The sequence below is a fragment of the Bacteroides faecis MAJ27 genome, assembly GCF_900106755.1.
Taxonomy (GTDB): domain Bacteria; phylum Bacteroidota; class Bacteroidia; order Bacteroidales; family Bacteroidaceae; genus Bacteroides; species Bacteroides faecis.
This window is the reverse complement of record NZ_FNNN01000002.1, coordinates 126,084-139,458: the sequence shown is the minus strand read 5'-3', so window position 1 is coordinate 139,458 and position 13,375 is coordinate 126,084. Positions and strand designations below refer to the sequence as shown.

The 13,375-nt window shown below is 44.9% G+C and carries 8 protein-coding genes, 1 tRNA gene and 1 pseudogene; 5 read left to right on the top strand and 5 right to left on the bottom strand.

Annotation, left to right across the window (positions count from 1 at the left end):
• Positions 1–20: 20 nt before the first annotated feature.
• A complete protein-coding gene (locus BLW31_RS02455) occupies positions 21–1,874 on the top strand; it encodes a vWA domain-containing protein (protein WP_010537033.1) in 1,854 nt (617 codons plus the stop codon).
• 196 nt (positions 1,875–2,070) lie between these two features.
• Here BLW31_RS02455 and BLW31_RS02450 read toward each other — a convergent pair.
• The 3 genes from BLW31_RS02450 to BLW31_RS02440 all read right to left on the bottom strand — a co-directional run bounded on the left by BLW31_RS02450 (position 2,071) and on the right by BLW31_RS02440 (position 3,202).
• A tRNA-Trp gene (locus BLW31_RS02450) sits at positions 2,071–2,143 on the bottom strand.
• A gap of 65 nt (positions 2,144–2,208) precedes the next feature.
• Positions 2,209–2,562, bottom strand: coding sequence for an arsenate reductase family protein (locus BLW31_RS02445; protein WP_010537034.1), 354 nt, complete (start codon positions 2,560–2,562; stop codon positions 2,209–2,211).
• Positions 2,563–2,617: 55 nt separating this feature from the next.
• Positions 2,618–3,202: a uracil-DNA glycosylase family protein gene (locus tag BLW31_RS02440; RefSeq protein ID WP_010537035.1), complete on the bottom strand. Its 585-nt coding sequence runs from the start codon at positions 3,200–3,202 to the stop codon at positions 2,618–2,620.
• Positions 3,203–3,303: 101 nt separating this feature from the next.
• On the opposite strand from BLW31_RS02440, the gene BLW31_RS02435 reads away from it, so the two are divergent.
• The 4 genes and pseudogenes from BLW31_RS02435 to BLW31_RS02420 all read left to right on the top strand — a co-directional run bounded on the left by BLW31_RS02435 (position 3,304) and on the right by BLW31_RS02420 (position 10,193).
• Positions 3,304–6,432 carry a SusC/RagA family TonB-linked outer membrane protein gene (locus BLW31_RS02435; protein WP_010537036.1) on the top strand — a complete coding sequence of 1,043 codons (3,129 nt, stop codon included), beginning with the start codon at positions 3,304–3,306 and terminating at the stop codon, positions 6,430–6,432.
• A gap of 14 nt (positions 6,433–6,446) precedes the next feature.
• Entirely contained in the window at positions 6,447–8,042 is a 1,596-nt protein-coding gene (locus BLW31_RS02430; protein WP_010537037.1) for a SusD/RagB family nutrient-binding outer membrane lipoprotein, read from the top strand.
• Positions 8,043–8,114: 72 nt separating this feature from the next.
• Positions 8,115–8,822: pseudogene (locus BLW31_RS02425) on the top strand (nucleoside-specific channel-forming Tsx family protein).
• Positions 8,823–8,879: 57 nt separating this feature from the next.
• Positions 8,880–10,193: a nucleobase:cation symporter-2 family protein gene (locus tag BLW31_RS02420; protein WP_010537038.1), complete on the top strand. Its 1,314-nt coding sequence runs from the start codon at positions 8,880–8,882 to the stop codon at positions 10,191–10,193.
• 3 nt (positions 10,194–10,196) lie between these two features.
• Here BLW31_RS02420 and BLW31_RS02415 read toward each other — a convergent pair whose 3' ends face one another.
• Together BLW31_RS02415 and BLW31_RS02405 are read right to left on the bottom strand one after the other, a co-directional pair.
• Positions 10,197–12,326: a KamA family radical SAM protein gene (locus BLW31_RS02415; RefSeq protein WP_010537039.1), complete on the bottom strand. Its 2,130-nt coding sequence runs from the start codon at positions 12,324–12,326 to the stop codon at positions 10,197–10,199.
• Positions 12,327–12,720: 394 nt separating this feature from the next.
• Complete coding sequence (locus BLW31_RS02405) at positions 12,721–13,353, bottom strand: DUF8491 family protein (RefSeq protein WP_010537040.1); 633 nt, start codon at positions 13,351–13,353, stop codon at positions 12,721–12,723.
• Positions 13,354–13,375: the final 22 nt, after the last annotated feature.

The window sequence follows — 13,375 nt, the reverse complement described above, 5'->3', positions numbered from 1 at the left end:
CATTTTAAAAAGATAAAGTTATGAAGACAAACCAATTCAGAGCAATGATGCTCGCAATGATGTTAGTGATTACCACATTGGGTACGGTATGGGCACAACCTTTGATTGTAAAGGGAACGGTGACAGATGGATCGGACGGTTCTCCGTTAGTAGGATGTGCGGTGACTGTAAAAGGAACCTCTCGCGGGGCTATTACAAACCTGCAAGGGCGGTATAGTATTGAGGCAAAAAAGGGAGAAACGCTTGTTTTTAGTTATATTGGTTTTGAAAAAGCAGAAAGGGTCGTGCGTTCGGAAAAGATCAATGTAAGCCTTAAAGTAAGTTCGTCGGAAATACTGGAAGAATGTGTTGTCGTTGGATACGGCACTCAACGGAAGATGACAGTCACCGGAGCTGTCTCGACCGTAGATCTGGCAAGCCTCAGACAACCGGCTGTATATATGGACGCGGTAAATACGGAAGAATATCAATCAATCCATGAAAATGGTTTCAAGCAAGTGGGCGAGTTTCCGCTTTCTACTTTTTCCATTGATGTGGATGCTGCTTCTTACAGTAATATGCGCCGCTTTATCAACAGCGGTACATTACCCGTTGCCGATGCTGTCCGTACAGAAGAATTAGTGAATTATTTCTCTTACGATTACGCAAAGCCGACCGGAACTGATCCGGTGAAGATAACCATGGAAGCAGGTGTTTGCCCTTGGAATACGGCTCACCGTCTGGTACGTATCGGACTGAAAGCGAAAGAAATACCGACTGACAACCTGCCGGAATCCAATCTGGTGTTTCTGATTGATGTTTCCGGCTCGATGTGGGGACCTACCCGTTTGGACTTGGTAAAGTCGTCTCTGAAGTTATTGGTGAACAACTTGCGTGATAAGGATAGGGTAGCGATTGTAGTGTATGCAGGCAATGCCAGTGTGAAACTGGAATCGACTCCGGGCAGTGACAAACAGAAAATACGAGATGCGATAGACGAGCTTACATCCGGTGGCTCTACCGCTGGTGGTGCAGGTATCCAACTGGCTTATAAGGTGGCTAAGCAAAACTTCCTTCCTAAAGGAAACAATCGTATTATTCTTTGTTCCGACGGCGATTTCAATGTGGGTGTTTCTTCTGTGGAAGGCTTGGAGCAACTGATAGAAAGAGAACGTAAAAGCGGAGTATTTCTGAGTGTGTTGGGCTATGGAATGGGTAACTACAAAGATAACAAAGGACAGGCTTTGGCTGAAAAAGGAAATGGAAATCATGCCTATATAGACAACTTGCAGGAAGCCAATCGCGTTTTGGTGGGTGAGTTTGGAGCTACACTTCATACGGTAGCCAAGGACGTGAAACTGCAAGTCGAATTTAATCCTGCTCAGGTACAGGCATATCGTCTGGTTGGTTATGAGAGTCGTTTGCTGAAAGATGAAGATTTTAATAATGACGCCAAGGATGCCGGTGAACTGGGAGCCGGACATACGGTAACCGCTTTCTATGAAGTGATTCCCGTAGGCGTGAAGAATGACTATGTAGGAAAGGTGGATGATCTGAAATATCAAAAGAAACAAAAAGAAACGGTGAAACCAACCGGTTCCAATGAATTGCTGACCGTAAAATTACGCTATAAAGCTCCGGATAAAGACGTCAGCAAAAAGATGGAGCTTCCCTTCGTGGATAACAAAGGAAATAATGTTTCTTCCGATTTCCGCTTTGCCTCTGCCGTAGCTATGTTCGGTCAGTTGCTCCGGAACTCTGATTTCAAAGGGGATGCAAGCTATGATAAGGTGATTGAACTAGCCAAACAAGGACTGAATAATGATGATAAAGGATACAGAAGAGAATTTGTCCGTCTGGTTGAGACTGCTAAAGGGATAACACCTAAGGATTAAAGCCTACATGAGTCGATTGATAGAACACTGGTAAAAACAGATGTAATCATCGAATAGATAACTATTTCGTTTAACTAATTTGAGTTCGTTCCAAAATCAGTATGAAATAAGAATGAATATTGCAATGCGGATGAAAGGAAGTGGTAATAAAAAGAAAAACCGCAAATAGTCATGGACTGTTTGCGGTTTACTTCTGCACGGGAGGAGAGGCTCGAACTCCCGACACCCGGTTTTGGAGACCGGTGCTCTACCAACTGAGCTACTCCCGTGTTTGCGGCTGCAAAGGTAGTATAAACTTCCGAACCTGCAAATGTTAGGGTAAATAAATTTCCAATTATTTTAATTTTTCCCATTCATCGGGCTTAAAACCTACCAGAACGAAGCTGTCGGTCACTACTAACGGACGTTTCACCAATTTACCGTTAGTTGCCAATAAGGTGATTTGCTCTTCTTCGGTCATAGTTGGCAGCTTCTCACTCAGTTTCAGCTCTTTATATACCAAACCACTAGTGTTGAAGAATTTCTTTATCGGTAGTCCGCTTCGCGGAATCCATGCTTTCAACTCCTCCACCGTAGGGTTATCTTCCACAATAAGCCGGTTAGTGTACTCAATGTTATTTTCTGTTAGCCATTTCTTGGCTTTTTGGCATGTGCTGCATGCCGGATATTGCAAAAATAAAGGTGTCATACTATATGTTGTTTATTGATTCATACTTAAAAACTCAAACCTCAGAACTTAATACTTAAACAAGCATCTGCAAATCTTGATACATAATCCGATAGGCAGCCGTTTTTTTGTCTAAGGCAAGAGGGTATGCCCGTGAGGAAGAAGGCATCCTGTAGAGTCTCATCGCTCGTCCTTCGAATACGAATTCTGCATAATCGCCTACTTTGGGTTCGCCTACTTCCAATTGTTCACGGAGTGTGTCCGTCGCTTTTTGTCCGGTGGTGACGATGGCCCTGCATTCGGGCAGTTGGCGGAGTAATGCTGCAATATCCGTCGGCTGTACTACTTCGAGGAACTTGTCCGAAGCATTATCCTGCAAACGCCGGATAGAGGAGGCGGTATCGAACAGGGCGATTCCTTTTTCGTTTAGAAAATCAACGATCTGTTCCCGGCAGAATGCTTTCCGGCTCTCATTCAGAAAGTGTTCTTTGTCTCCGAAAAATAAAAGTCCGACAATGCGCCACATATCATTATTCAGGTTCGGATAGTAAAAATCCATCGACCACCGTTTCCTTTGTGGCGGAAAGCTTCCCAGCATCAGCAGCTTTGCTTTCGGGGGAAGAAAAGGTTCCAGCGGATGTTTTTCGATTTCAATTTCCATGCTTCTGTAATTTCTTACAAAAATAACGAATCTATTCTTTTCATTCAAAATAGTTACAGAAAAAAACAGTTTTAAAAAATTTTGGCTATTTTTGCACGGTAATGACAAAACAACATATTGGAATACTTTTGAAAACAAGAATACTTATAAGTTGCTGTTTTATAGGCTTGTTATTTTTCTTTGAAGAAGGTTGTTATGCTTCGCAGTCAGAACCGAAAGAAAATGTGAGAGTCTCTTCTGTTAATTTTACGGTGAGGGGACGGGTTATTGATGTGTATGGTGAACCGTTGATCGGAGCGACAATCAGAGAGAAAGGCGGAGCGAATGGAACAGTGACAGATGTTGAGGGGAATTTCTTCTTATCCGTTCCGGATAGTGCTATACTGCAAATTTCTTTCGTGGGTTACGAGTCTCAGGAAGTCGGCGTACAGGGCAGGTCGATGCTTGAAATATGTCTGAAGGAAAGCATTCAGCTGCTTGATCATGTGATTGTTACCGCTTTGGGGCTTGAAAAGAAAGAATCTTCTTTGGCCTATGCTGTGCAGAAGGTGAGGGGAGGAGAATTGAATCGCGTGAAAGAAGTGAATATGATCACTGCTTTGGCGGGGAAGGCAGCCGGTGTGCAGGTCAGCAAGAACTCTTCCGGTATGGGCGGGTCGGCGAAAGTCAGTATTCGTGGGGTGCGCTCGGTAGCCGGAGACAATCAGCCTTTGTATGTGATAGATGGAGTTCCTATGTCGAACTCCACTTCGGAACAGGCTTATTCGGCTATTGGCGGTACGGCAAATGCCGGAAACAGGGACGGAGGCGACGGTATCTCCAATCTGAATCCGGAAGATGTGGAAAGTATCAGCATCCTGAAAGGAGCTCCAGCCGCAGCCTTGTATGGTAGTCAGGCAGCCAACGGAGTTATTCTTATTACGACCAAAAAAGGAAACTCCGTAGGGCGGAGAGATATTCATTTCTCTACCGGATTGACTTTTGAGAAGGCTTTCTGTCTGCCCAAAATGCAGAATAACTATGGGGTAAGTGATGTGACAGACAGTTGGGGGGAGAAAGAAAACCTCATGGCTTATGATAATCTGAATAACTTTTTCCGTACCGGACTGACGTCGATCACTTCCGTATCCGTCAACTCCGGAAACGATAGACTGCAAACTTACTTCTCCTATGCCAATACGACCGGGCGTGGCATTCTGAATGAAAACAAACTCTCCAAGCACAATATCAATCTGAGGGAGACCGCTGTACTCTTCAATAGCCTGCTGAAACTGGATGGTAATGTGAACGTCATGAGGCAGACGGTGAAGAATAAACCTGTATCGGGAGGTTTCTATATGAATCCGCTGGTAGGGCTTTACCGCTTTCCTCGTGGCGAAGACTTGTCATATTATAAAGATAACTATGAACACTATGATGAGGAAAGAAAACTGAATACACAAAACTGGCATACTTTTACTGAGGACTTCGAGCAGAACCCGTATTGGATACAAAACCGTATACAGAGTAAGGAAGCGCGTACGCGATTGATCCTCTCTCTTTCCGCCAATTTGAAAGTGACCGGTTGGCTGACGCTTCAAGCTCGTGGTAATATGGATTATTCAGCCGATAAACTACGTCAGAAATTCTATGCCTCTACCGCTACGGCACTGTGTGGAATGAACGGGCGTTATATTGAAATGGATTATCAGGAAACGCTGATGTATGGAGACGTGATGGCGATGGCTAAGAAGAAACTGAATGATTTTACGTTGGATATAGCTATTGGCGGCAGTATCAATGATAAGGTTGTTAACTCCACCCGTATTGATTCGAAGAATGCTTCTCTAAAATTTGCCAATGTGTTCAACCTTGCCAATATCGTGATGAGCAGTTCTGCCAGTATTGACCAGAAAATAGATGCTCACTACCAACTGCAATCTGTCTTTGCAACAGCACAGGCTGGTTATAAAGAAGGAGTCTTTCTAGATCTGACCGCACGTAACGACTGGTCATCTACACTAGCTTATACAAAATACGAAAAGAAGGGATTCTTTTATCCTTCCATCGGAGTATCTTTTCTCCCCGATAAGTGGGTGAAGATGCCCGAATGGGTTTCGTTCTCAAAGTTACGCGGAGCTTATAGCATTGTAGGCAACGGGGTACCTCCCTTCATTACTTATCCCGTATCGTATGTGACTGCCGGCGGAGGAATGCTGGCAAGTGATGCCGCTCCTTTTGCGGAGATGAAACCGGAAATGACACATTCTGTCGAACTGGGTATGGAATGGAAATTCTTGCAGCACCGCTTGGGATTGAACCTGACTTATTATCGTACCAACACTTATGAACAGTTTTTCAAACTCCCGGCACTTGCTGGAGATAAATACGCCTATCGATATGTAAATGCGGGAGACATTCAGAATCAGGGATGGGAGATCACGCTGGATGCCACTCCGGTACTGACTTCTGACTTTACATGGAAGACTTCCATGAACTTTTCTGCCAATAAGAATAAGATCGTAGAACTTCATGAAGAGTTGAAGGAGTTTGCTTACGGACCTACCAGCTTCTCTTCCAGTTATGCGATGAAACTGGTGAAAGGCGGTTCGATCGGCGACATTTACGGTAAAGCCTTTATACGTGATGAAGAAGGTCATATTCTGTATGGAACGGAGGGAGATTATAAAGGACTTCCGTTGGTAGAGGGTGACGGGAATACCGTAAAAGTGGGAAATGCCAATCCTGTTTTTATGTTGGGATGGGATCATTCTTTCTCTTACAAAGGTTTTAGCCTTTACTTCCTGCTCGACTGGCGATATGGAGGTGAAATCCTTTCGCAGACTCAGGCGGAGATGGATCTTTATGGAGTTTCGAAGGTTACGGCACAAGCCCGTGATAAAGGATATGTCTCGTTGGAAGGCCGGCAGATAAGCGATGTAAAGGGATTCTATAAGAATGTGGTCGGCGGACGTGCCGGAGTGACCGAATACTATATGTATGATGCGACCAACCTCCGTCTGCGGGAAGTCTCACTGAGTTATAGCTTCCCCCGAAAATGGATACAGAAAACGAACGTACTGAAGGACCTGCAACTTTCCTTTGTAGCCCGTAACCTTTGTTTCTTGTACAAGAAAGCCCCTTTCGATCCTGATCTGGTACTTTCTACGGGAAATGACAATCAGGGAATTGAAGTGTTTGGCATGCCTACCACCCGCAGTCTGGGCTTTACGTTGAAATGTGAATTTTAAGAGCAGGAGGGAAGATGATGAAAGGACATATTTATATATACTTGTTGGGTATTCTGCTGCTCTCTGTCAGCTGTACAGGGAAGTTCCGTGAATTTAATACCGATCAGTCGGGTATTACGGATGAGGATTTGGTGATTGATGATAATGGCTTCGGCATCCGTCTGGGAATTATCCAGCAAGGTATTTACTTTAACTACGATTTCGGTAAAGGCAAGAACTGGCCTTTCCAATTGATACAGAATCTGAACGCGGATATGTTCTCCGGCTATATGCACGATGCCAAACCGCTGAACGGAGGTACGCATAACTCGGACTATAACATGCAGGATGGCTGGAACAGTGCCATGTGGACACATATGTATTCGTATATTTTTCCACAAATCTATCAGTCGGAGAATGCCACCCGTGATACAGAACCTGCTTTATTCGGTATCACCAAAGTGCTGAAAGTAGAAGTTATGCATCGGGTGACGGACTATTACGGCCCTATTATTTATAAGAACTTTGCGAATGCCCGAAATCAATATCGCCCTGATACGCAGAAAGAAGTTTACTATGAGTTCTTTAATGAACTAGATTCGGCTGTTGTCTCTCTTGTCGGTTACATAGAAAAGAGGCCTGAATCCAACGGATTCTCCCGTTTTGATCTGTTGCTGGACGGTCAGTATTCTTCTTGGGTCAAGTTTGCCAATTCTTTGCGTCTGCGTCTGGCAATGCGTATTTCGGCAGTTGATCCGGATAAGGCATATACCGAGTTTCGGAAAGGATTGGAGAACGAATTTGGTGTTTTTGAAGCCGAAGATGAGCGGGTAGCGGTCTCGACACAATCCGGATTTACCAATCCGTTGGGAGAACTCAACCGTGTATGGAACGAAACTTATATGAGCGCTGCAATGGAATCTATTCTCACAGGCTATGATGATCCCCGGCTGAAAGTCTACTTTGAAGCCTGTACCGACAAGGCTTATGCAGGGGAGTATCGTGGAATCCGTCAGGGAACTTGTTTTGCACACAATCATTATGCAGGATTATCTAAATTGGCTGTCGATCAGAGTACGGATGCTCCTTTAATGAACTCTGCCGAAATCTGGTTTCTCCGTGCCGAAGCGGCTTTGCGTGGCTGGACTCCGGAAGATGAAGAAGAATGTTATCTGAATGGTATAAAAGCATCCTTGCACCAGCACGGGATTTATCAGATGGACGACTATCTGAACAGCGAACGAACAGCCGCTGACTTTACTGATACGTATGATGCTGAAAACAACATTCCTGCCCGTTGCCGGGTTTCTCCTAAATGGAATCCGGCAGATGATAAAGAAGTGAAACTGGAGAAGATCATTACACAGAAATGGATTGCCATGTTTCCGGAGGGCTGTGAGGCATGGGCTGAACAACGTCGTACGGGATATCCGCGTCTGTTTCCGGTACGCTTTAACCATAGCAGAAACGGGTGTATCGATACGGAGACGATGATACGCCGTCTCAACTTCCCCGGTACCCTGCAGACAGAAGATAAAGAACAATACTCAGCTCTTGTTGAGGCCTTGAACGGACCGGATCATGGAGGTACCCGACTTTGGTGGGATACAGGAAATAATCGTCTGGATTAAAATAGTAGTGTCAGAATGTGAATATATGTATAGGTTTAACTATTTTTGCACCTTCATTTAAACACATTTGTCATGAAAAAGATCATTTCTGCTCTTTTCCTGTGTATGCTGCTTTCTGCCGTACCGGAATTACAGGCACAAAACATTCAGTTACATTATGATTTCGGACGTTCCCTGTATGATAAAGACTTGAAAGGGCGTCCATTGTAAACTTCTACAGTGGAGAAGTTCCATCCCGATAACTGGGGAAGTACTTATTTCTTTATTGATATGGACTATACTTCCGAAGGTGTCGCTGCCGCATACTGGGAGATAGCCCGCGAACTGAAATTCTGGAAGGGTCCTTTCTCTGCCCATCTCGAATACAATGGCGGATTAGCAAAAGGATTCTCCTACAATAACGCTTATCTGGCAGGAGCCACCTATACCTATAATAACGCTTCTTTTTCAAGAGGCTTCACCTTGACAGCCATGTACAAGTATATTCAGAAACATCGCTCTCCGAATAACTTCCAGTTGACAGGAACCTGGTACATGAACTTTTGCAAGAACCTGCTCACCTTCTCCGGCTTTGCCGACTGGTGGCGAGAAGAAACGAACTATGGAAAAACAATCTTCCTGTCCGAACCTCAATTCTGGGTAAACCTGAACCGTATAAAAGGAGTAAATAAAAACTTTAACCTGAGTGTTGGCTCCGAAGTGGAACTGAGCAATAACTTCGGTGGTCGTGACGGCTTCTATGTGATTCCGACACTGGCTCTGAAGTGGACGTTAAACTAAACTTTAAGATACGAAATCCCGAAACGGATATACATAAATTATTGAATAAAATATCGAATGAAAACAGATTTGATCTATGGCGTAGAAGACCGCCCTCCATTTAAAGATGCCCTGTTTGCTGCCTTGCAACATCTGCTGGCCATCTTTGTAGCCATCATAACACCTCCTCTTATCATTGCAGGTGCGTTGAAACTGGATGTTGAAAAAACAAGCTTTCTGGTATCTATGTCCCTTTTTGCTTCGGGTGTATCCACGTTTATACAATGCCGTCGAATTGGTCCGATAGGGGCCAGGTTACTTTGTATTCAAGGCACTAGTTTCTCTTTTATCGGGCCCATTATAGCTACCGGATTGGTAGGCGGACTTCCCCTTATATTCGGTTCCTGTATAGCTGCCGCTCCCATCGAAATGGTTGTCAGCCGTACTTTCAAGTATCTTCGCAATATTATCACTCCGCTGGTGTCCGGTATTGTCGTGCTGCTCATCGGATTGAGTCTGATTAAAGTCGGTATTGTTTCTTGTGGCGGCGGATATAGTGCAATGGATGACGGCTCCTTCGGCTCGTGGGAAAATCTCTCTATTGCAGCACTCGTCTTGCTGAGCGTCTTATTCTTCAATCGATGCAAAAACAAATACCTGCGCATGAGTTCCATTGTTTTCGGTCTCTGTCTGGGCTATGGATTGGCTTTCGCTTTGGGCAAAGTGAATATGAGTGCGCTCAATGTTGAGATGCTGATGAGTTTCAACATCCCTCAGCCCTTTAAATATGGTGTTGACTTTAATATCTCTTCGTTTATCGCCATCGGTCTGGTCTATCTGATTACCGCCATTGAAGCTACGGGGGATGTGACAGCCAACTCCATGATTTCCGGACTTCCGATTGAAGGGGATTCATACCTGAAACGTGTTTCCGGCGGTGTGATGGCAGATGGATTCAACTCTCTCCTGGCAGGCGTTTTCAACTCCTTCCCGAACTCCATCTTCGCACAGAATAACGGTATCATTCAATTGACCGGAGTTGCCAGTCGCTATGTAGGCTATTATATTGCTGGCATGCTTGTCCTGCTCGGATTATTCCCCATTGTAGGAGCCGTCTTTTCCCTGATGCCCGATCCGGTATTGGGTGGTGCTACCTTATTGATGTTCGGTACCGTAGCAGCCGCAGGTATCCGTATCGTCTCTTCGCAGGAAATAGGACGCAAAGAAACCCTGGTATTGGCAGTCAGCCTCTCTTTAGGTCTGGGTGTAGAATTGATGCCGGATGTTTTAAAACAAGCTCCAGAAGCGATTCGGAGTATATTCTCCTCAGGAATCACCACTGGAGGTTTGACTGCAATTATTGCTAATATAGTAATACGGGTGAAGAACTAGGTATTAGGTATTAATACCTAAATTACTCATTTTATCCGTGATACGGAAGGGGAAATCGGGGTATTCGTAAAGGCTGAAACGAGGTTCGGTTTCTCCTTTTGTATAGCTCCAGATGGATGCGTAGTCTTCCGGATCTTCCCCCATTTTGCCAAGTTGGCGCAGATAGGCAGCCAATGATTTGTTCTCTACGATATAGATCTGTCCCATCTGGTCAATAATAGGACTGTGATGACGGGTACTGTCATGCTCGAAACGCAGAATACGTTTTCCTTCTTCTGTCAATCCGACTAGCTGGAAAGTCATGCTCTTGCCGATGGCGGGTAAATTCAATACACTACGGTCTGTAGCAAGGAAAGGCAGATGATGTTTTCTCATAAAGCGCCTTATCTGTCTGGCAACATCCTCTTTTTCTTCCGCATCCACTTTGGTTTCCAGCAGCTTATACAACTCTTCCGCCTGTTCAGGATTCATCTGACCGTAGATCTTTTCCTCCTGTTGTTCCTGCATCGAACGGCTGTTCGGTGCAAACACTGCATAATTCTCATTGAATCCCTTCACAGAGAAAGTATAATAACATACCACTCCCAACGAATTAAGCACTTGGCGAAGCCGTGTCGTATGTCCCCTTCTCGAAGCAGCCACCGTATATACCAACTGATTCGTAATGATCCATCCGGCAGAAAGAATTTTCCGGATCGCCTCTTTGGCTTCAGGAGTCACCTCTAGCGGTGTCTGAAAATGCGTCTGAATGATAAACTGCTTCACACCAATAGCCGAAGCCTTCTCCTTAAACTCACGTAAAATATCGACCAGTTCATCATTGATACGCATCGGCAAATAAGCCAGCAAGCGAGAACCTAACCTTACCCGTTGCAGTTCCGCATACTTTTCTCCTTCCGGACGTTCGAGATTCGCCCTTTGTTTACGTACTGCCATGCGGTAGACAGCCTCCAATATATTCCGGAGCGTCTTATTCTGACTCATCAACGCATCTCCGCCAGTGATAAGAATATCCCTCAACTGCGTATCTTTCTCGAAATACGTCATCAACCGTCGCAGCTTACTGTCCCAAGCTTCCTTCGGACGTAACGTTTCAAATTCAAAGTTTAACCGCTCGCTCTGGAAATCATACATACGCTGGCAAGACGCACAAAGACCTCCGCAAGCCCGTCCCATCGTATCAGGAATAAGGATCGCCACTTCCGGATAACGCCGGTGAATATTATGTCCGTCAGGCAAAAGCCATCCTGCCGCGTTAGGTTTCCCTTCCTCTACAATATCCTCCTTCTCCCATGCACGAATATTGCCATACGTTTCCACCAACCGCGGTGAATAAAGAATATAACTCCGGATCGCATCATCATTGTACCCATATCCCGTAATATTCAGCAACGACAGATAATAAGGGGTAGCAAAGAACGGCATCCCCTTTTTGCGAGCCCTATTCAGCAAATACATCGTCTCCGACGAAAGCGAATTCCCCAAAAAACGATTCAGCTCTGCCGGACTCTTTACCGCCATCGACAAATGGAAACGGAAATCATTCCACCACTTGCTCACCAATTCATACTTCTCCTCATAACTCATCCCCTCCTCAAAATGGAACCGTACCGAAGGCTTCGACTTCCGGTTCTCTATCTTCTGAATCAGCAAATGCAACATCCGCTCCTTGTTCTCATCGCGTTCTTCACGCACCTCTTCATCCAGCCCCGTAGCCCACCGGTCATTCCGGCTCTTGATACGTTGCGGCGACGGCAAAGGAACAGTCTCCCCCTGCAAGCGTTTAAACAACTGGAACAATTCAATAAACAAATCCGTCGGCATCTCTATATTCTCCAACCTTTCCGTCAGAAACTGATATAGCAACCGAATCGTCTGTACTGACATATCCTGTCCCGTAGACAGTTCATGGACATCCTGTCCATCATAATGGAGTAAGAGTCGAATTTGCTCCCTCGCCTCCTTCGCCGTCTCGTTCACTACCTCACAAGCATCCAGATACATCAGCAACCCGGCCTTAAAATCCTCCACCGTAGGACTCTTTACAGCCATCTTCACCAACTCCGGCATCTCCTGATTATAGATTTGTTTCAACTGCGAAAAAGTAAGTACAAGCATTTTCTTTTGTTTCATAAGCATCCTATCTTTTTATCGACTAGCAAATTATTGACTAGTGTAGTAAATTATCGACTAATAAATTAACGACCAGCAGCCCCAACACCTCCAACACCCCGCAGGTCCCCCCCCCCGGCCTCGTCTGCCCGGCGTCAAGCGAAGGTCTTATTCACGGCGTCAAGAAGGGCAGACTGTTTGAGCGTAGCGAGTTTCTGCCCTTTAGCCGGGAATGAGACCTGAGTAGCCGGGCAGACGCAGCCTTGATTTTTTCTTTTTGGTACTTTTTCTTTTGCATCAAGGCAAAAGAGAAAAGTACATAAAGATAATAAAAAAAGCGAAGCCCCAAAAGCCCCGCTTTTCCAATCGTGTATTTCTTTACGATTTATTTTTTCTTTCTAACATTTCGAGCGACTTATTTTTTCGTCTCCGTGTCATCCTCTTTCCGTTTCGGTTCCTTCTTGGCCAGAAGAACGATATTATACACATAATCCGTCATCCATTGTTCCGAATATCCCAGACGTTCCTTGTATTGACGTACGGTAGCAGCTGTCTTGTGTACATCATCCGCCTTCCATACCTGCTTGGTGCAAACATCGTGAACCGTCTTCTGCGTCATCCCGTATAAAGCCTTCTTGAAGATAGACGGCATACGGAATTTCCATTGCATCAGGTTACCCATTAGCATCATCAAATCATTCGAGAAGCCCTGATACATAAACAGATAAGACTGAATATCATTTTGTGTGCGGCAGTTACGTTTGACAGAAGCATCTATCTCTTTGAAGAAACTCTCGTTCAATCCGTAGTCCTGCATCAACATTTTGCGTGAAGCCGATTTCTCTGCCAGTCCCAGTTTGCCGCCTTGCGTCGGTATTTTGAACAAACGTTTGAAGTTTGCTACATCCGGCAAGAAACGGATATTAGTGATACCTAAGTTGGTAGCGATGACTGACTGGAAATAAACCCTTGTCAGTGATATAAAATCTTCTACGTTGCCGACTTTTGTTTCATCGGATTTTTTTTTAAATAAACCAAATAAGCTCATTGTCCTATATCTAATTTTATGA

What these genes read in the sequence shown, in the direction of transcription:
- BLW31_RS02455 (WP_010537033.1), top strand. Translation starts at nt 21, where the DNA reads ATGAAGACAAACCAATTCAGAGCAATGATGCTCGCAATGATGTTAGTG.
- BLW31_RS02445 (WP_010537034.1), bottom strand. Translation starts at nt 2,562, where the DNA reads ATGACACCTTTATTTTTGCAATATCCGGCATGCAGCACATGCCAAAAA.
- BLW31_RS02440 (WP_010537035.1), bottom strand. Translation starts at nt 3,202, where the DNA reads ATGGAAATTGAAATCGAAAAACATCCGCTGGAACCTTTTCTTCCCCCG.
- BLW31_RS02435 (WP_010537036.1), top strand. Translation starts at nt 3,304, where the DNA reads ATGACAAAACAACATATTGGAATACTTTTGAAAACAAGAATACTTATA.
- BLW31_RS02430 (WP_010537037.1), top strand. Translation starts at nt 6,447, where the DNA reads ATGATGAAAGGACATATTTATATATACTTGTTGGGTATTCTGCTGCTC.
- BLW31_RS02420 (WP_010537038.1), top strand. Translation starts at nt 8,880, where the DNA reads ATGAAAACAGATTTGATCTATGGCGTAGAAGACCGCCCTCCATTTAAA.
- BLW31_RS02415 (WP_010537039.1), bottom strand. Translation starts at nt 12,326, where the DNA reads ATGAAACAAAAGAAAATGCTTGTACTTACTTTTTCGCAGTTGAAACAA.
- BLW31_RS02405 (WP_010537040.1), bottom strand. Translation starts at nt 13,353, where the DNA reads ATGAGCTTATTTGGTTTATTTAAAAAAAAATCCGATGAAACAAAAGTC.